The sequence below is a fragment of the Grimontia sp. NTOU-MAR1 genome (assembly GCF_035758505.1).
Lineage (GTDB): Bacteria > Pseudomonadota > Gammaproteobacteria > Enterobacterales > Vibrionaceae > Enterovibrio > Enterovibrio marinus.
The window spans coordinates 3,659,729-3,677,524 of sequence record NZ_CP142108.1 but is presented as its reverse complement, the minus strand read 5'-3'; the positions used below and the strand labels follow the sequence as shown (position 1 = coordinate 3,677,524).

Annotated in this window: 18 protein-coding genes and 1 pseudogene; 15 read left to right on the top strand and 4 right to left on the bottom strand. The window is 44.7% G+C overall.

The features are described 5' to 3' along the window. Positions 1–127 precede the first annotated feature (127 nt). The 6 genes from VP504_RS17075 to VP504_RS17050 all read left to right on the top strand — a co-directional run bounded on the left by VP504_RS17075 (position 128) and on the right by VP504_RS17050 (position 4,110). Positions 128–460 (top strand): hypothetical protein, encoded by a 333-nt coding sequence (locus tag VP504_RS17075; RefSeq protein WP_325892221.1) that lies wholly within the window; start codon positions 128–130, stop codon positions 458–460. A 524-nt stretch (positions 461–984) separates the two neighbouring features. Further along, positions 985–1,533 (top strand): hypothetical protein, encoded by a 549-nt coding sequence (locus VP504_RS17070; protein ID WP_325892220.1) that lies wholly within the window; start codon positions 985–987, stop codon positions 1,531–1,533. Positions 1,534–2,018: 485 nt separating this feature from the next. Beyond that, the gene (locus VP504_RS17065; protein WP_325892219.1) at positions 2,019–2,348 is read left to right on the top strand and encodes a hypothetical protein; all 330 of its coding nucleotides are present in this window, start codon (positions 2,019–2,021) and stop codon (positions 2,346–2,348) included. Positions 2,349–2,421: 73 nt separating this feature from the next. Then, positions 2,422–2,802 carry a hypothetical protein gene (locus VP504_RS17060; protein WP_325892218.1) on the top strand — a complete coding sequence of 127 codons (381 nt, stop codon included), beginning with the start codon at positions 2,422–2,424 and terminating at the stop codon, positions 2,800–2,802. A gap of 453 nt (positions 2,803–3,255) precedes the next feature. Then, the gene (locus VP504_RS17055; protein WP_325892217.1) at positions 3,256–3,606 is read left to right on the top strand and encodes a hypothetical protein; all 351 of its coding nucleotides are present in this window, start codon (positions 3,256–3,258) and stop codon (positions 3,604–3,606) included. A 171-nt stretch (positions 3,607–3,777) separates the two neighbouring features. Further along, positions 3,778–4,110, top strand: coding sequence for a hypothetical protein (locus VP504_RS17050; protein WP_325892215.1), 333 nt, complete (start codon positions 3,778–3,780; stop codon positions 4,108–4,110). 222 nt (positions 4,111–4,332) lie between these two features. On the opposite strand, the gene VP504_RS17045 is transcribed toward VP504_RS17050, so the two are convergent. After that, positions 4,333–4,599 carry a hypothetical protein gene (locus VP504_RS17045; RefSeq protein ID WP_325892214.1) on the bottom strand — a complete coding sequence of 89 codons (267 nt, stop codon included), beginning with the start codon at positions 4,597–4,599 and terminating at the stop codon, positions 4,333–4,335. Between the two features lie 12 nt (positions 4,600–4,611). On the opposite strand from VP504_RS17045, the gene VP504_RS17040 reads away from it, so the two are divergent. Then, positions 4,612–4,944 carry a hypothetical protein gene (locus VP504_RS17040; protein ID WP_325892213.1) on the top strand — a complete coding sequence of 111 codons (333 nt, stop codon included), beginning with the start codon at positions 4,612–4,614 and terminating at the stop codon, positions 4,942–4,944. 126 nt (positions 4,945–5,070) lie between these two features. Next, positions 5,071–5,436, top strand: coding sequence for a hypothetical protein (locus tag VP504_RS17035; protein ID WP_325892212.1), 366 nt, complete (start codon positions 5,071–5,073; stop codon positions 5,434–5,436). A gap of 354 nt (positions 5,437–5,790) precedes the next feature. Here the strand turns inward: VP504_RS17035 and VP504_RS17030 are convergent, their stop codons facing one another. Next, entirely contained in the window at positions 5,791–7,281 is a 1,491-nt protein-coding gene (locus tag VP504_RS17030; RefSeq protein WP_325892211.1) for a deoxyribodipyrimidine photo-lyase, read from the bottom strand. 166 nt (positions 7,282–7,447) lie between these two features. Between VP504_RS17030 and VP504_RS17025 the strand changes: the two genes are divergently transcribed. The 5 genes and pseudogenes from VP504_RS17025 to VP504_RS17005 all read left to right on the top strand — a co-directional run bounded on the left by VP504_RS17025 (position 7,448) and on the right by VP504_RS17005 (position 11,525). Further along, entirely contained in the window at positions 7,448–7,732 is a 285-nt protein-coding gene (locus VP504_RS17025) for a 2Fe-2S iron-sulfur cluster-binding protein (protein ID WP_062705064.1), read from the top strand. A 133-nt stretch (positions 7,733–7,865) separates the two neighbouring features. Beyond that, positions 7,866–8,543, top strand: a pseudogene (locus VP504_RS17020) (YoaK family protein). Between the two features lie 83 nt (positions 8,544–8,626). Continuing rightward, positions 8,627–9,895, top strand: a complete 1,269-nt coding sequence (locus VP504_RS17015) for an O-acetylhomoserine aminocarboxypropyltransferase/cysteine synthase family protein (protein WP_325892210.1) — start codon at positions 8,627–8,629, stop codon at positions 9,893–9,895. A gap of 166 nt (positions 9,896–10,061) precedes the next feature. Beyond that, positions 10,062–10,571 carry a VC2046/SO_2500 family protein gene (locus tag VP504_RS17010; protein WP_325892209.1) on the top strand — a complete coding sequence of 170 codons (510 nt, stop codon included), beginning with the start codon at positions 10,062–10,064 and terminating at the stop codon, positions 10,569–10,571. Between the two features lie 267 nt (positions 10,572–10,838). Continuing rightward, positions 10,839–11,525 carry an SDR family NAD(P)-dependent oxidoreductase gene (locus tag VP504_RS17005; protein ID WP_062705057.1) on the top strand — a complete coding sequence of 229 codons (687 nt, stop codon included), beginning with the start codon at positions 10,839–10,841 and terminating at the stop codon, positions 11,523–11,525. Positions 11,526–11,699: 174 nt separating this feature from the next. On the opposite strand, the gene adhE is transcribed toward VP504_RS17005, so the two are convergent. Further along, on the bottom strand, positions 11,700–14,405 hold the full coding sequence (adhE, locus tag VP504_RS17000; RefSeq protein WP_062705055.1) for a bifunctional acetaldehyde-CoA/alcohol dehydrogenase: 2,706 nt from the start codon (positions 14,403–14,405) through the stop codon (positions 11,700–11,702). A 606-nt stretch (positions 14,406–15,011) separates the two neighbouring features. Here adhE and VP504_RS16995 point away from each other — a divergent pair. Both VP504_RS16995 and VP504_RS16990 read left to right on the top strand, forming a co-directional pair. Further along, positions 15,012–15,650, top strand: a complete 639-nt coding sequence (locus VP504_RS16995; RefSeq protein ID WP_325892208.1) for a YchE family NAAT transporter — start codon at positions 15,012–15,014, stop codon at positions 15,648–15,650. Positions 15,651–15,739: 89 nt separating this feature from the next. Beyond that, the gene (locus VP504_RS16990; RefSeq protein ID WP_325892207.1) at positions 15,740–16,570 is read left to right on the top strand and encodes an ion transporter; all 831 of its coding nucleotides are present in this window, start codon (positions 15,740–15,742) and stop codon (positions 16,568–16,570) included. A gap of 228 nt (positions 16,571–16,798) precedes the next feature. Here the strand turns inward: VP504_RS16990 and VP504_RS16985 are convergent, their stop codons facing one another. After that, positions 16,799–17,761, bottom strand: a complete 963-nt coding sequence (locus tag VP504_RS16985) for a porin (RefSeq protein ID WP_062705050.1) — start codon at positions 17,759–17,761, stop codon at positions 16,799–16,801. Positions 17,762–17,796 lie beyond the last annotated feature (35 nt).

The following is a 17,796-nucleotide window of genomic DNA, read 5'->3' as shown; positions in this document are numbered from 1 at the left end:
CTGCCGATCAACCGACCCTGCTCTATTTGAGTACATGAGCTCAGCCATTCGGCAGATAGGAAACCGTGTCTGGAATTGAACATTAACTTTATAATCGGAGTTTTTTATTATGAACAAGGAAAATACAATGAAAAGACTGAAGCCAATGTTAATGTTTCCATTGCTGATTGCTAGCACATGCGTAAATGCTGAGACTATTACATCCACACTGGATATAGTTAGAACTCACACAGCAGATCACCCAACAAGTGCAGTTCGTCAGCATATTACGGTGAAGCCAACAAGTCCTTTAGGCGGAAACTGTGTATGGTTATATCTTACCCCTGAAGATAAGTCTGCTGTATCTTTTTTATTAGCTGCAAAGTCTTCTGGCCAGGAAGTAACTATTCATTATAACTTCATGATAAAAGCCCCTTGGGATACTTCATCCACATGTGCAATTATGGCTGTGGATATATAGTTAAGTTAGAATTACTTTATGGTTGATGATACAGATATCTTAAGAAAATCCCAAAACTACTTGGACAGACACCGTAAAAAAACTTAATCACTCTTATATCAGCAACTCATTGATATAATGTTGAATTTATCAGAAAGACGCGAAGAAGTGGTTACAGACGAGATTCCGCGTCAATCCAAGCCAAATCTGCATACTTCAAACAGCACAAGAACAGGCAATAGCTTGTTGGTTGTTAGTGAGTTGAGGAAGAAAGTTAGCCGTCAGGCAGTCTAAAGCCTGATAGTAGTTTTCGGTTTCGGTGAGGTAGCGCTGCTTTAATCGCTCGGCTGCTGCCGACTAACCTACCCTGCTCAATTTGATTGCAAGCGCTCAGCCATTCGGCAGAGTTAAAAAGCTACTGGGACAGGCACCGCAAGAAAAATCATGAAGCCGTTGGTTTGAATCCAGATGAACCAATTAATTCTATGAAAGACCACGTGAATGAGTGCTCAGATTATTGTAATCATTATTAAAGGACTATCACAATGAAGCATATGCTCCTTTCATTACTGTGCATAGTCTGCACCTCATGTGTTAGTTACCCAAAAGATATATCAATTGTTAGCATGAGCTTTTACACGGACAATTCAAAAAATGAAAATCCCATAGAAAAAATAAAAGTTGTATTTTCGTCTTCAGATGATCTATTTAATCTAGCATCTGAAATAGGGGGATTGATAAGTGCAGACGCTTACTTTTGTGAAATACCTTCCGAAGTAGTGAATATAAGCTCTCCATTTATAAAACTCTTAAATCATAAAGGTGAAATATTTTTATATGAAACTGACTGGCGAGTGAAAGATCAATATGAAAAAAGAATGATCCCAGAATCAACCAAAAGAAATAAAAATCAGATATATTATATGAACTATGATCTAAGTATAGAGTCACGAGATGTATGCTTTTTTGTCGAGAGTAGAAATATATTAAATATAGGATTTAGAAGTAATATAGTTACTGTGGATGGCGCAGTTATTTCTAATTTAATTAATAGCAGAGTTAGCGGGACAGACACTTTAAGAGGAGAGCAGTAACTCTTCTATCAGTAAGTCATTGTTATGCTAACTACTGGGACAGACACCATAAGAAAAATCTAGTCACTCTTATATCAATAACTAATTGATATAATTTTAAATTTATCATAAAGGTGCTCAGAAGTGACTACAGACGAGATTCCGCGTCAATCCAAGCCAAACCTGCAAATTTCAAACAGCAAAAAAACAGGCAATAGCCTGTTGGTTGTTAGTGTTTGAGTTGAGGAAGAAAGTTAGCCGTCAGGGAGTCTAAACCCTGATAGCCGCTTTCGGTTTAGGCGAGGCGGTGCCGCTTTAATCGCTCGGCTGCTGCCGACCAACCTACCTGTTCAATTTGATTGCAAGCGCTCAGCCATTCGGCATAGGTAAAATCGAGTCTGGAAAGAATGGGCGGTAAGGTGCTGTCAATGTGATCGCGTTTGTGGATTTTCTCAATCACTCAATATAACAGTTCAACCATAAAAATAATCTTGAGGAACATGTCAATGAAGAAAGTATTGCTACCTGTTTTGGTATTTTTAAGTAGCTTTTATGCTCATGCATCGGACAATCTTACTGGAAAAGTGATTTTTACTGGGCTCTATGGGGATGGGCGTTTTTTTGTACAAACAGATCGACTTATAAATGAACCCGGATGCGAAGGAACTAGAATTGATGTCGCTCCTCATCACCCACAAATAGATCGCTGGTTAAGCATAACACTTAGCGCATATACAACTGGTGGGGAAATTCAATTTAGAACGAATGGATGCTTTGCTGGTTATCCCACATTAGATAACACAACTCAAACTTGGCTGCACTCTAAACCTCAGTAAACTAATTTTATCTCTGACATAATTACCATAGCCAGTTTCCACATTAGAACTATCGTTTAATGGAGATCTTATTATGTTCATATTTAATAAGTTTGGGTTAATAGTACTATTTATTTTTGCAGCTATAAGTAATGTTGTTAATGCCAAAGATGTACATATAGGTCCTATCATGTTAGATAATGTCACTATAACTAATGTCGCATCATTTGGCCACAAAGCAGGTAACCTTGAAATTAAGGTTACAAATGGGATAGCAGATTTAAAAGGGCTTAACTGTGACCCGAATCATTTAACAACTAGTAATGATGGCGTTGGATTTCAAGATATGGTTGCTGTATTACTTACAGCTCATGCAGCTTCAAAGCCTTTAAACATTGGTGTGACTGATAATCCTACTTATACTGCTTATCCTGGGCGATGCAGTTTAGTCTACGCGTCAGTTATAAAGCAGTAATATGATTAATCATCAATAAGTAAGGTAGCGCCAATTAACGGGCACCAAAACAGGCAATAGCCTGTTGGTTGCTAATGTTTGAGTTGAGGAAGAAAGTTGGCCGTCAGGCTGACTAAAACCTGATAGTCGGTTTAGGTGAGGTAGTGCAGCTTTAATCGCTCAGCTGCTCCCGACCAACCTACCCTGCTCAATTTGATTGCAAGCACTCAGCCATTCGGCAGAGGTACAACCGAGTCTGGAAAGAATGGGCGGCAAGGTATTGTCGATGTGACCGCGTTAATCATCGCGGATATATCCGCCCGTCCAATTGACAAGCTCTAGGTAATCCATTAACTGAAATGGAATTATTTTTAAATTGATAGCATCGGAAAAGATTTTTATTACTAGCACCCATATTTCAATTAATGGCTAACCATTATTTAAATGGTTTTATTTTTTATCAAGGATTTAAATATGAAACGGATAGCGATCATTACTATTTTATTTCTTTTTTGCTCGAGCGTCTCTGCTGCCAGTTACTTTCGAGCAAGAACAATTATTGGTGCAGGGATTTACTATAGCGAAAACAGAAGCATATTAATGATAGATATAAGTGGTGATAAAAGTGGAATGCCTCAATGTGCTTCAACTCGCAGATTAGCAATCAGCAGCACTGCTCCCCACTATAAAGAAATGGTCACAATAGCAATGACAGCTTATACCTCTCAGCAGAATAATGTGGACATTTATGTTTCTGACACATGCAACCATTGGGGTAATGCACAAGATATTCTTGGAATAAAAATGGGAACCATACCCTGGTAAAATCCAATCATTATTATATCAACAACCCAAGGATATAATGTTGAAACTACCAAAAAACGTTCAGAAGTGGCTACAGACGTGGTTCCGAGTAAATCCAAGCTAAACCCGCAAATTTCAAACAGAATAATTAACGGAACAGGCACCCTAAAAGAACAAGGAGTGATCAGTTCAATGAAATACTTAATTTCCCTTCTATTGCTTAGCTTTAGTACATTTGCAGCAGAAACACCCGGCCCTTTCAAGATAAAAGAGATTTTTATGTCTCACCCAGCAAATTTTCATTTTCGGGTGATATCAGACAATCCTGATGCTTGGCACTGCCATAATGGTCCTAAAAACCCCTCATGGTCATACATCAATGAAGCAGACCCCGGAAGCAAGGGCATGATGTCAGCATTGTTGGCTGCGTATGTTTCTAACAAAACGGTGTCATTGGTAACAAAGGGCGTCGACACATATGCAGGAAGAATGTGCCAAATAGTGGAATTTAAAATTTCACAATAGGAAACATTGTGAAATTAGAGTTAACGGGACAGACACCATAAGAAAAATCCAGTCTCTCTTATATCAACAGCTCATTGATATAAAGTTGAATTTGTCAGAAAGATGCTCAGAAATGGCCGCATACGAGATTCCCCGTCAATCCAAGCCAAACTTGCAAACGTCAAACAGCACAAAAACAGGTAATAGCCTGTTGGTAGTTAACGTTTGAGTTGAGGAAGAAAGTTAGCAGTCAGGCAGTCCAACCCCTGATAGCCGCTTTCGGTTTAGGTGAGGTAGTGCTGCTTTAATCGCTCGGCTGCTGCCAACCAGCCTACCCTGCTCGATGTGAGTACAAGCAATCATCCATTCGGCAGAGGTACAACCGAGTCTGGAAAGAATGGGCTGCAAGGTGTTGTCGATGTGACCGCGTTTATCATCGCGGATTTGTCTACCCGTCCAGTCGACAAGCTCTAGGTAGTCTATAGTTCGGAACCATATAATTAAATCCATATAGGAAGAGTAATGACTAAAGTATTTCTAACATTATTCCTGTTATTTTTACCAACAACAACCTCAGCTAAGAATATCCATGTAACAGGTGAGTTAACTACTGTGCTTAACTGGGAAGGCCATAATGGACACCTCATTAAAACTTCAAACATGCAAAGCACCGCAGGTATTTGCCCAAGAAATGATTTTTATATCCTTCACCAAAACCACCAGTTTATCAAAGAGAATTACTCTTTATTACTAAGCGCAAGAGTATCTGGAAAACCTATAACAATTATAGTTTCGGATGATGCAAGTAATAAGTGTGAGGATGGCTTCCCTCGAATATTCCACCTTCTACTTTAATAAAAAATAAAGTAGTTAACGTACTTTGATTGATCTAATGGGATAGACACCAGTTGAAGAGATAGCCTGGATGCAATCTCTCAATGAATGATTCTATTAAATTCTAACATTCGGTTATTTAATAATATGAATAAATTTCAATCATTAAACCTAAATGTGCTCTGGAAAAGCCTTATATTTATCACTATTTTGTCACTTCCTCTCAGCGCCACAGCAGGTGAAGGTAGTGGTAAAATCACTCGTATCTACGCTCACGAGAAAAATGGCGGGGCAGGGGTGATTATGTTCAATGTCGAAACTCACACCAATCCACCTGCATCCTGTCCGGGTCACGAATGGGCTTTTGATGCGAATAATGACCAAGGAAAAGCGATGTATGCCCTTTTACTAGCCGCAGCCTCTCAAGGCAAGTCAGTTACTGTAAAAGGCTCAGGTGATTGTGCTGCTTGGGCGGATAGAGAGCGCCCTTTTTGGATTATGGTCGATTACTAATCAGGATATAAATCTAATGCGTTATCTCATTTTTCTTTTTTGTTTCTCCCTTTAACAGCATCGGCCATCAAACAAAATTACGACAACTCATCTCATTCAATTATCACGTCCGTGTAATCTTATTCTGAATACGGTGGAGACGATGTGGTTTTTAAAATTAACAACGCCACGCCTGGTTACCCAAACGGCTATTGGCTGCGTAAAACAGACCCCCGCATTTCAAGCCAATTTGTCTATGGTCATCGCTGCATATCAAGCAAAGTCGACTGTTCAAATTCATGGGCTAATTGACGAACCTTGGCACGGCTCCAGCGCTAAGTACTGTCAGGTTTACGCTGTAGGATACCGATAAACTCACTCCGGTCGCACATGCACGGCAAGTATCCGCTTGCTCTCTTTTTTCACCTCCGCACGTTTTTTCCAGCTCCATAATCTGTCTCGGGCCACTTTTGACGCAGCATCAAGTTCGATACAAGGCTCTGGATAATCCCCTGCTTCACCGATGCTGATGCCGTACATTTTCTGTTCCAGCGGCGTTAACAGCCAAGGCTCGAACACTAAAGGCGGGGGGAGTTTCTTCAATTCGGGCAACCAGCGGTGAATAAATGCAGCGTCAGGGTCGTGTTCTTGTGCCTGTTTGGTCGGGTTGTAAATCCGAATGGTATTGGTGCCAGTCACGCTTGCCTGCATTTGAAACTGGGCGTAATGAATGCCGGGTTCGAAGTCCAAAAAGAGACTCGCCAAGTGTTTTACACCCCATCGCCAGTCAATATTGAGGTGATGGCAAAGGAAACTGACCAGCATGGAGCGCATACGAAAGTTGATGTAACCGGTCGCGTGAAGGCAACGCATGCACGCATCCACCAACGGATAGCCTGTCATGCCTTGCATCCAACACGCTAAATCCTTAGTGATGTCTTCATCTTTTCTGTACGGAAACGCTTCATAGCCACGGTTAACATGGCGAAACTCCATCTCGCATTCACTCTCAAATTTTTGAATGAAATGACAGTGCCAGTGAAACCGTGATGACAGCGCGCTCAATGACCGTCGCCATCCCGGTACATTCCAATGCTGTAACAACGTTTGGTAGACCTCCCGCACACTGAGGTTTCCCCACGCGAGATACGGCGAGAGTCGGGAACAATGGTTGCGACTTTCTGCAGGCTTGGAGATTTTGAACGCGTACGACTTCCCCCGCCCCTCGTAGAAACTGTGTAGCGTTTTCCACGCCAAGGTGGGACCACCTGTCTGCATCCCCCGCTGTTTGCTTTGCCAGGTTGCTGGTGGCACAAATTCTGTCATGTGAGCAGGTTGGTTGTTAATAAACGCAGCGGCTTCAAGATTCGGCGTAACGACAGGTGCGCGCATGGTTTTGTCCCACGCTTTGTCCCATCCTTCACGGCTGATTGCCCCACGTTTTACCGCGCCGGTTTGATGCTCCTGCCAGTCTATCTCATGTTCTTTGCACCATTTCCCTACCTCTTTGTCCCGGGCGAATGTCTTCATTAACCCCGTTTCCTCATGGGAATAGAGGGTTTTAATCTTGAACTGGGTATGAAGAGATGACAGCGCCTCAATACATCCGCTTCGTACCACCAGCACTTTGCCGCCAAAAGGCGCAAGTTGTTGGTTCAGATCCTCCAGCGATTGCCACACAAACCGCCAATGGCGTTCTGAGTAATGTTCATCCTCAAGCGATATCGGCTCAAAGACATAAAGCAATAGGACAGGTAAGCCCGATGCTATCGCCGCCTGTAATGGCGCATGGTCAGTCAGACGCAAATCGCGTTTGAACCAGACTAGGCTGATAGCATCTCGGTTTTGGGTTGGTGATGAAGGCATCAAGTCAACAGGGTTAAGGGTTTTGACTTTTTACGCTTTACCTCACAGCTTCGATCTTCCGTTCGCGCGAGAAACACCAATAAATTCGAATTATCAAAGTGTTGAATCTACGCTTTTAGTAGCACCTCGACCGATAAATGAAATCACAGCTTTCAGGAGGCTTATCATGCCTAAAGTGACCTTCGGTAAAACCGGAAACAGTGTTGAGCTTTCCAGTGGCAGCTCGCTGATTGATTTGGAAGATACCGGAAGAAGTGAAGTACCCTTTGGCTGTCGCTCTGCCGCATGTGGCACTTGCTTGATTGATGTGGAAGCGGGCATGAATAACCTTGGCCCACGAACCGAGGAAGAACAAGATCTTCTTCATGATCTCGATATGGATGGCGACAAACGACGCCTCGCCTGTCAATGTAAGCTCTTTGGTGATGTCACTATCACGCCGCTTAACTGAAATCCCTCTCTGTAGAAAAATGTGCATGTGTGTTTGATCTAAACCTCATGCACGTCCTTCTGATGAGGTAGAATTCTGCCTTTCTCCGGGCTTTCTGCTCGGTTACCACAACCAACTCAATGAAGGTTTTCGCGTGATATCCAAACTGCCCAAATGGGTTGAGTATGGCGCATTTATTCTTGCGCTCACTGCCGGCTTTGTTAACGGAATTGGTTTGCTCGGCTTTGAGCACCAGGCCATCTCCCATCTGTCTGGAACAGCCACATTGATTGGTACGGATATTATCAACGGTCACCCAGTCTAGCTGGTGCACTTGCTTTGCATTCTCGTAGGATTTTTCGGGGGTGCCCTGCTCTCTGGCCTGATCCTGAAAGACAGCACGTTAGCTTTGGGTCGTCGTTATGACTTTCTGCTGCTTGTAGAAGCGGCACTGCTGCTCGGTCCCATTTACCCAATGAGTCAGAACGCAGTATATGGTTTATATTTTGCAGCCGCAGCTTGCGGTATTCAGAATGGCTTGGTTACCAGTTACAGTGGCGCGATCGTGCGTACCACACACATCACAGGGATCATTACTGATTTGGGGTTAATGTTCGGTGCATCGCTACGCGGGCAGCCGTTAAACCAACGAAAAATGGTTCTGTTCATTGTTATTGCTATCGGCTTTATTTTGGGCGGCACAGCCAGTGCCATTGTATTCCCTGTTTTGGGGGCATTTTCTTTCGCTGCACCTGCCGTAGTCTGTGTCTCTCTGGCGATTGTGTATCGTCTGCATATGCGACAGGCGCACATCCGCCTGCGTGATATTTGAAATTCTTGAACATTGGCAAATTTCACCTGTGAGGTTTGTGCCATAGTGAGAGTTTTCGACTAAATCAAGCACAAGGACGCAGAATGAAAGACGAAACTCTCTCGATCCACGCTGGCTATCAGACGGACCCAACAACAAAGTCGGTCGCCACACCGATTTATCAAACCGTCGCCTATGAATTTGACAGCGCGCAACACGGCGCGGATCTGTTTAACCTTGAAGTCCCAGGGAACATATACACCCGCATCATGAACCCTACCAACGATGTGTTGGAACAGCGCATGGCCGCACTGGAAGGTGGACTGGCGTCTCTTGTTGTGAGTGCGGGCAGTGCAGCGATTAATTACGCCATCCTGACGCTGGCGGAAGCGGGAGACAACATCGTTTCAACGCCACAACTCTACGGCGGCACTTATACGCTTTTCGCGCACATGTTGCCAAAGCAAGGTATCGAGGTGAAGTTCGCCAAAGATGACAGTCCTGAATCTCTAGCAGAGCTCATCGATGACAACACGAAGGCGGTGTACTGTGAAAGTATCGGTAACCCTGCGGGTAACATCGTTGACCTAGGCCGTGTTGCAGAGCTTGCGCACGAGAAAGGCGTACCGGTTATCGTTGATAACACAGTCGCTACCCCTGTGCTGTGCAAGCCAATTGAACACGGCGCGGACATCGTGGTCCATTCCCTGACCAAATACATCGGTGGTCATGGCACCACGCTGGGCGGTGTGATTGTTGATTCCGGTAAATTCCCTTGGGCACAACACAAAGAACGATTCCCAGTCCTAAACCAGCCAGAGCCTTCTTACCACGGTGTGGTGTATGCCGAAGCCTTCGGTGAAGCTGCTTTTATCGGTCGTGCCCGCACTGTACCTCTGCGCAATACGGGTGCTGCGTTGTCGCCAATGAATGCCTTTTTGCTGATGCAAGGTCTGGAAACCTTGCCACTTCGCATGGAGCGCCATGTAGAAAATGCATTGAAAGTGGCGGAATACCTGAAAGGTCACGAGAAAGTCAGCTGGGTAAGTTATGCCGGTCTCCCTGAATCTGAGCATCATGCTCTGGCACAGAAGTACATGGACGGCAAACCGTCGGCAATTCTTTCTTTCGGCTTGAAAGACGGGTACGACGCAGGTGTCCGATTCTACGATGCGCTGGGACTGTTCAAGCGTTTGGTGAATATTGGTGATGCCAAATCACTGGCTTGTCACCCAGCTTCAACAACCCACCGCCAATTAAGCGTGGAAGAACAAGCGCAAGCTGGCGTATCGCCAGAAATGATCCGCTTGTCCGTCGGCATCGAACATATCGACGATATCATTGCGGATTTGGAGCAAGCGCTGAACGCTTAATTCCTATTTTCGCAAACAAGCCCGCCTTAGGTAAGGTGGGCTTTTTATTGTGCATAAGATAACTCGATATTGCTCCACGCTGACCGATAAGATTTTTTCTCTTTTTATTAAAGTATTACGTCGCAATACCGATACATAGGGAGTAAGAAGTCAATGCCAGGTTAACATGGAAATTCACGCGCTCGACAAAGCACAACTCATTTCGGATATACAGCTAGGGGGAAACCTCAATCATGCTGTATGTCAGGGACGCCGTTCTGATTTTGCCTTGATGCTGGCACTGCTTTCCGGTGATGCCACCGAAACCACTCCGCTCAATCCGCCCTATCCAGAAAAGATGACAGAAGCGCAGCTTCGAAAAACATTTGATCTTCCTGAGCCTATCCGTCTGGTTGCGGAAGAAAGAGACTATGAACTTTGTGGATCCCAAGCGGAGGCCTTTCATAAAGCGGGATTGGCAAGCGCAAAACTTAATGATTGCGTGAATCCCTCTGCACTACATTTTCCAGCAATTGGAACACACAATTTGGGCGAAGATGTTTATCATAATCTGTCTGGACATCAACGAAGACAATTAGATAGCGAAAATGGCAAGACAGCCGCGCTAGATTCGGCAAATTTATATAGTCAATTAGTTACCGCAAAACGTTTCAATGAAATGCATATTAGGGCGTAATCTTCTGATTTAATTACGATTATCAAACCCATTACCATAGCCAGCTCATCAACTCAAGAACTTTAGCCCAAAAAAACCAAACTGTGATCACTTACTAAAAAATTAATTTTGCACACAGGTTGCACAACCTTTTTTGAACAAATTCACACCACTTTCGTAGATCATGGTCCAAGATTGTTATCCATCTCTTAAAAAGCTGGGTATAAGTTGTTAGTCATCGTCGTATAACAATGAAGTGTGTCGGTAATAAATTAGAAAGGTCAGACAATGGATATTGCTAAATCCGTCATTGTGATTACAGCTGCTGGGACTCCAACAGGTCGCGCTATGGCTGAACATTTTTGTAGACTGAATGCCCGCGTTGCTCTCGTAGATACCAACTCGAATCAACTTCAGTCAACGTATGAATCTTGTATGAAAGTCGGGGGCATTTGCTTTTCCTTCTTACTTGCAAACCGCAATGTTGAGAATATTTCTTACCTGTTTGAGGAAGTAAATCGCGAGATGGGGGCTGTGGATGTACTTATCAACTACTGGCAAGGTGGGTCGCTTCCAAATCTGCTCGCCAGTCAGGAAGCTGCTAATGATGTCGTGAAAGACACTCTCGCTGATGTAGCTTCGAATCTGTACCTGTTTGGACGGGGAGCAGCATTCAATATGCTGAACAAAGGACGTAAGGGTGTGATTGTGAATATTCCCGGTGTTCTGACTCCTAATAATAGTACGCCAACCTTTGACAGTTCTAATGCTGTAATTAAAGGGCTGACCCGCAGTTGGGCGCAAGAACTGGAACATGCCAATATTCGGGTAGGCGGCGTTTTGCCAAGAATGCGTCATAGTGATGAAGGTAACGTTCGTTATCACCCTGCAGTGAACTACGACATGATTGATGGCGCCGCTTACATCGTAGAAAACGACAGTTTCACCGGCCGTATCTTAGAAGCTGCGAGTTAAACGGCCGGTGAGGTTTGCCGTAGCCGCTTCTATGCCCTGTTAAATTGAAGTGATAACACATCAGGCGATTGGATAGGTCCCATCGTCAGGGCGTTTTCACCTCAAAAGGGTATTGCCACTGCCAATAAAAAAGCCCGCTTATGCGGGCTTTCTCTTTATGTTTCAATCAGAAGGTTATGCTTTCGCTGCTTCTTTTTTCGCTTTAGGGGCAGGCTTTACCGCTGCTTCTTGATCTACGCGCTTCTTGATAACTGAAGTGCCTTCTACCGTTTCGCCTTCAACAAATGCTTTACCGTAGTAAGAAGCCAGAAGTACTTCTTTCAGCTCAGTGATCAGTGGGTAGCGTGGGTTTGCACCAGTACACTGGTCATCAAACGCTTCAACTGCCAGCTCATTCAGTTTCGCCAGGAAGTCAGCTTCTTTAACGCCAGCTTCCTGAATAGACATTGGGATGTCCAGGTTCGCTTTCAGCTCGTCCAACCAGCCCAGCAGGCGCTCGATTTTCTGAGAAGTACGGTCACCCGCTTGTGACAGACCCAGGTGGTCAGCAACTTCAGCATAACGGCGACGTGCTTGTGGGCGGTCGTACTGAGAGAATGCTGTTTGCTTAGTTGGGTTGTCATTCGCGTTGTAGCGTACCACGTTAGAAATCAGCAGTGCGTTCGCCAGACCGTGTGGCAGGTGGAACTCAGCACCGATTTTGTGCGCCATTGAGTGACATACACCCAAGAATGCGTTAGCAAATGCGATACCTGCGATAGTCGCTGCGTTGTGAACTTTCTCACGTGCGATTGGGTCTTGTGCACCGTTCGCATAGCTTGATGGCAGGTATTCTTTCAGCATCTTCAGTGCTTGTAGAGCTTGACCATCAGAATATTCGTTCGCCAGAACAGATACGTAAGCTTCCAATGCGTGAGTGACTGCATCGTAACCACCGAATGCTGTCAGAGACTTAGGCATGTTCATCACCAGGTTCGCATCTACGATTGCCATTTGAGGCGTCAGTTCGTAGTCAGCCAGCGGGTATTTCGCACCAGTCTTGTCGTCAGTTACAACCGCGAATGGTGTCACTTCTGAACCTGTACCTGAAGTGGTAGTGATACATACAAGCTCAGCCTTTTTACCCATTTTCGGGAACTTGTAGATACGTTTACGAATGTCCATAAAGCGCATTGCCAGTTCTTCGAAGTGCGTTTCTGGGTGCTCGTACATTACCCACATGATTTTCGCTGCATCCATCGGTGAACCGCCGCCCAGCGCGATAATCACGTCTGGCTGGAAGCTTTGCATTGCTGCTGCACCTTTTTCTACCACAGTCAGCGTTGGGTCAGCTTCTACTTCGAAGAAGGTCTGTACTTCCATGCCTTGTGCTTTCAACAGCGCTACCACTTCATCAGAGTAACCGTTGTTGAACAGGAAGCGGTCGGTAACAACCATTGCACGTTTCTTACCTTCCAGATCACCCAGTGCGATTGGCAGGCTGCCACGACGGAAGTAGATAGATTTAGGTAGTTTGTGCCACAGCATGTTTTCAGCTCGCTTCGCTACAGTTTTCTTGTTGATGAGGTGCTTAGGTCCAACGTTCTCAGAGATTGAGTTACCGCCCCAAGAACCACAGCCTAGAGTCAGTGATGGTGCAACGTTGAAGTTGTACAGGTCACCGATACCACCGTGAGTGGTTGGGATATTCACAAGAATACGTGCAGTTTTCAGCTTATCGCCGAAGTATTTGATGCGATCTTGGTTCACGTCTTGGTTAGTGTACAGACCAGAGGTGTGGCCGATACCACCGATTTCAACCATGGTGACCGCTTGTGCTACTGCGTCTTCAAAATCCGTTGCGCGGAACAGACCCAGTGTTGGAGACAGTTTCTCGTGAGCAAATGCATCATCGATAGACACTTTACCCAGGCCTTCACCAACCAGCACTTTGGTGTCAGCAGGAACGGTTACGCCTGCCATTTCAGCGATTGCTGCTGCTGGCTGACCTACGATTTTCGCGTTCAGAGCGCCATCAATCAGCAGAACTTTACGAACTTTTTCGGCTTCATCTTTGCTCAGGACATAGCCTTTGTGAGAAGCAAAACGCTCTTTCACTTCGTCATATACTGCGTCAACAACGATTGCAGCCTGCTCAGAAGCACACACTACGCCATTATCGAAAGTCTTAGACATCAGGATAGATGCAACAGCACGCTTAACATCGGCCGTTTCATCGATAACAACTGGAACGTTACCTGCGCCCACACCGATTGCTGGTTTACCAGAAGAGTAAGCTGCTTTAACCATACCTGGACCACCTGTTGCCAGGATCAGGTTGATGTCGTCGTGCTTCATCAGTGCGTTTGACAGTTCTACTGAAGGCTGGTCAATCCAGCCGATGATGTCTTTTGGTGCGCCTGCTGCGACTGCTGCGTCCAGAACCAGTTTAGCTGCATCATTAGTCGAGTTTTTCGCACGTGGGTGTGGCGAGAAGATAATACCGTTACGGGTCTTCAGAGAAATCAGAGATTTGAAGATAGCGGTAGAAGTCGGGTTGGTAGTTGGAACGATACCACAGATGATACCTACTGGCTCAGCGATAGTGAAAGTACCGAACTCGTCGTTTTCTTCCAAAATGCCGCAGGTTTTTTCATCTTTGTATTTGTTGTAGATAAATTCAGAAGCGAAGTGGTTTTTGATGACTTTGTCTTCGACAATACCCATGCCAGATTCTGCAACGGCTTGTTGAGCCAGAGGAATACGGGCGTTGTTAGCAGCCAAAGACGCAGCACGGAAGATTTTGTCTACTTGCTCTTGAGAGTAAGTTGCAAACTCTTTCTGCGCTTTCTTTACACGCTCAACCATTGCGTTGAGTTCGGCTACGTTAGTTACAGGCATAGTTGTCTCCTACATACCTAAAGTTTGAAAATTATTTAGTAACTACATGCTCGTTTACTTGGAGGCCTAAGCGTCACACTTCCTCAGTGAGCCTTGGCAAGCATTTAGTAAATAACTTTCAAAACTGATTATAGATTTTCAGAAGGGCAGAAGATTGATCGGGATCATGTGTAGTAAACTTTCACGAAGTTTTTCATCAACCGATTAATAATCAATCGAATTACGCTATAATCGATGTTTTGAAAGCCTAAATCCACAATAAAACTACGAGAATGTAACACATACGCACTGTGTCTCATACACTTGTGTAACTTCTTTGACTACTGTTGTCCCTCTTAGATTTTAAGGTGTGACCAGAATCACATAGATAGACTGGCAAGGCCGCGTATAGACCAGTTTTCAGCCTTACCCAATCGATTATATTTCGGACACTTATTGCTCGGATCGCCCCAAATACCTGACCTCTGGACTTGGAGATATTATTTCTTCCTCACTCGACGTGTATCGATTGGCATTTCATCTTTCGACGTTATACTAGCGCTCAAGATTGGCACTTTTGCGATCCAAATCTAATCCTTACGTTTCTCAGATTTCGAGTGTTTGGGAATGAACAATATTGAACTTGTAATATTTTTTCAGTTTTTCATTGGTTTGTTTGCAGCCGTGAACCCATTAGGCATTATGCCTATCTTTGTGTCGCTAACAGCGCATCAGGACCCAGTTGAACGGAACAAGACTGCATATACCGCAAGTCTAGCCGTGGCAGCTATTCTGGTTGTCTCATTATTGGCGGGTCAGTTACTGCTGGATTTCTTCAGTATTTCTCTCGACTCTTTCCGTGTTGCTGGTGGTCTGCTACTGGTGAGTATCGCTTTCACCATGATGAGCGGTAAGTTGGGTGAAGATAAGCAAAACAAGCAGGAACAATCTGAATCTGTCAGCCGTGAGCAGATTGGTGTCGTCCCGCTGGCAATGCCACTTTTGGCTGGTCCTGGTGCTATCAGTTCGACAATTGTATACGCGAGCCGCTATCCAAATTCTGTGGATACGCTTGGTCTTATCGGTAGTATTTGTATTTTTGCTGCTGGCATATGGGGTTTGCTAAGACTGGCGCCAGCCATTGTGAAATTCCTAGGCCAAACAGGTATTAACGTCATCACCCGTATCATGGGTTTGATTCTGGCAGCCCTTGGTATTGAATTTATTGCCAACGGGCTCCGCGCCCTATTTCCGGGGCTAAGCTAAACATTCCTTGTTTTATAGCCCGCTCATATCACGAGCGGGCTTCTCCTGCTAAACTTTTCATATCTAAATACTTTCCTAGAGCGCTTAGCATGAGCAGGAATGCTGTTCAGGAGTCCCTTTACACCACCATTTTCGGTACCGAAACCAGGGCCGGTAAGGCCTTTGACGTTACCCTCATCATTGTTATTCTGGCGTCAATCGCAGTATTGATGCTCGAATCTGTCGGTGATATGCAGGCTAAATATGGGGGTTGGTTCTTTTCCATTGAGTGGGGCTTCACTTTGTTCTTTACTATCGAGTATGCCCTGCGCCTATACTGCTCCCCTGCCCCGAAAGCCTATGCAAAAAGCTTCTATGGTATTGTCGATTTGCTCGCCATTCTTCCAACCTATATCGCAATGCTTTTCCCCGGTGCAAATTACCTGATGGCTATTCGTTTACTCAGGGTACTGCGTATATTCCGGGTGCTAAAACTGATGCGCTATCTTGAAGAGTCAAACATCTTGCTCGTAGCACTCAAATCCTCTGGCAGAAAGATCTTTATCTTCTTTTATGCGGTGATGGTTTTGGTCACCATATTTGGCTCGTTGATGTTTGTGATTGAAGGCCCAGAGCATGGCTTCACCAGCATTCCTTACAGCATTTACTGGGCGATTGTTACCATGACGACAGTCGGTTATGGCGATTTGGTGCCGCAAACAGACATTGGCAAAGCTTTGGCCTCCATTACCATGCTGATGGGCTACTCCATCATTGCGGTGCCTACAGGTATTATCACCGCACAAATGGGGCAACAAATGACCACAAAAAGACAAACCGTTCTATGTCCTAACTGTTCAAAACCGGGACACGAAAATGATGCGGCGTTTTGCAAATATTGCGGCAGCGATTTAAGTGCAACAGGAACAGATAAAAGATGAAATCGAAGCAAGGACACAGTTGGACTTAATCTCGACTTCTTATGTAGGCTAGCTACACATCGAAGCCTCTGGCCCCCACAAACTGCTTAAAAAGCTATCACCAAAGATCAACAGACCCTATGATTCACCATCAATTTTTTGGTTACCTTTGGGAAGCCATTTTTTGCAAAGCTGCCCTACAAAAAAGCGGAGCATCAGCTCCGCTTTTTACTTCTGTAAATCTAGAAATCAGAACGAGTAGCGAATACCAGCCTGCATCTGATCATCATTCTGTTTACCATCGAGACGATTAAACTCATAGCCAGCATACCCGACAAAATTCTCCGTGACGTTATAAGCACCTTCAATGGCGTTGTAATCCACGCGATAATCTACAGGCGTCTTGGCTTTGTTATCAGTATCGCGATAATTGAAGACATAACGGAAAACAAAGTCATTGATACCGTAAGCAGCAGCAATCTCAAATCCATCTACGTCTACATTATCTATTTCACCGTTAACGTATATGCCGCCTATGTAAAAGCCACCCACCTCATAGGAGGCAGCTAAGTTGATTTGATCAACATCTACGTTCTTTCCAAGAACAGCTTGCTTACCTCCGACATAACCTGCACCAAACGCAAAGCCAATCGGATCATCATAAAACAATGATATGCCTGCACTGTCATTGTCTTTTGCATCCGATGCGACATAGTTAACTGTCGCTGTCACCCCAAAAGGAATCTCCAACTCGTATACAAAGTTATTTTCCCTTTTGTCTTGGTTTGCATCGATAAGATCCGCTGCACTGCCTCCAAACGTGTCCATAATATCGGTGACATTAGTCAGTATGACCTGCGCAGAATCCTGCTTACCATAGGAAAATGCACCAAAGTTGGTGTCAAACCCTGCGAACATGTATCGGTCATCAATCTGTGAAGTGCCAGATGCCATTTCACCTTCATAAAAACCAAAAACACTCACGTTATCATTTACCTGAGTTTCACCAGCGAAGTGAAGGCGTGCACGGCTGATATCTTTAAAAGAACTATCACCCGCCTTAACCTCATTTGCATCGGATACATTAAATCTAGGCTCAATACGACCACCAATATCAAGCGCTGACTCATCACTGGAATAAACCGTGTACGCGTAAGTGTTAAAGCCCACTGCCGCGCCAATTATTGACGCTGTTATCATCGTTTTTTTCATTTCAATCCATCCCTGCGGCTTTACAGCCGCTTGAG

Excerpts from the sequence above, each read along its gene's own strand:
- VP504_RS17075 (WP_325892221.1), top strand. The coding sequence starts at position 128 with ATGAAAAGACTGAAGCCAATGTTAATGTTTCCATTGCTGATTGCTAGC.
- VP504_RS17070 (WP_325892220.1), top strand. The coding sequence starts at position 985 with ATGAAGCATATGCTCCTTTCATTACTGTGCATAGTCTGCACCTCATGT.
- VP504_RS17065 (WP_325892219.1), top strand. The coding sequence starts at position 2,019 with ATGAAGAAAGTATTGCTACCTGTTTTGGTATTTTTAAGTAGCTTTTAT.
- VP504_RS17060 (WP_325892218.1), top strand. The coding sequence starts at position 2,422 with ATGTTCATATTTAATAAGTTTGGGTTAATAGTACTATTTATTTTTGCA.
- VP504_RS17055 (WP_325892217.1), top strand. The coding sequence starts at position 3,256 with ATGAAACGGATAGCGATCATTACTATTTTATTTCTTTTTTGCTCGAGC.
- VP504_RS17050 (WP_325892215.1), top strand. The coding sequence starts at position 3,778 with ATGAAATACTTAATTTCCCTTCTATTGCTTAGCTTTAGTACATTTGCA.
- VP504_RS17045 (WP_325892214.1), bottom strand. The coding sequence starts at position 4,599 with ATGGATTTAATTATATGGTTCCGAACTATAGACTACCTAGAGCTTGTC.
- VP504_RS17040 (WP_325892213.1), top strand. The coding sequence starts at position 4,612 with ATGACTAAAGTATTTCTAACATTATTCCTGTTATTTTTACCAACAACA.
- VP504_RS17035 (WP_325892212.1), top strand. The coding sequence starts at position 5,071 with ATGAATAAATTTCAATCATTAAACCTAAATGTGCTCTGGAAAAGCCTT.
- VP504_RS17030 (WP_325892211.1), bottom strand. The coding sequence starts at position 7,281 with ATGCCTTCATCACCAACCCAAAACCGAGATGCTATCAGCCTAGTCTGG.
- VP504_RS17025 (WP_062705064.1), top strand. The coding sequence starts at position 7,448 with ATGCCTAAAGTGACCTTCGGTAAAACCGGAAACAGTGTTGAGCTTTCC.
- VP504_RS17015 (WP_325892210.1), top strand. The coding sequence starts at position 8,627 with ATGAAAGACGAAACTCTCTCGATCCACGCTGGCTATCAGACGGACCCA.
- VP504_RS17010 (WP_325892209.1), top strand. The coding sequence starts at position 10,062 with ATGGAAATTCACGCGCTCGACAAAGCACAACTCATTTCGGATATACAG.
- VP504_RS17005 (WP_062705057.1), top strand. The coding sequence starts at position 10,839 with ATGGATATTGCTAAATCCGTCATTGTGATTACAGCTGCTGGGACTCCA.
- adhE (WP_062705055.1), bottom strand. The coding sequence starts at position 14,405 with ATGCCTGTAACTAACGTAGCCGAACTCAACGCAATGGTTGAGCGTGTA.
- VP504_RS16995 (WP_325892208.1), top strand. The coding sequence starts at position 15,012 with ATGAACAATATTGAACTTGTAATATTTTTTCAGTTTTTCATTGGTTTG.
- VP504_RS16990 (WP_325892207.1), top strand. The coding sequence starts at position 15,740 with ATGAGCAGGAATGCTGTTCAGGAGTCCCTTTACACCACCATTTTCGGT.
- VP504_RS16985 (WP_062705050.1), bottom strand. The coding sequence starts at position 17,761 with ATGAAAAAAACGATGATAACAGCGTCAATAATTGGCGCGGCAGTGGGC.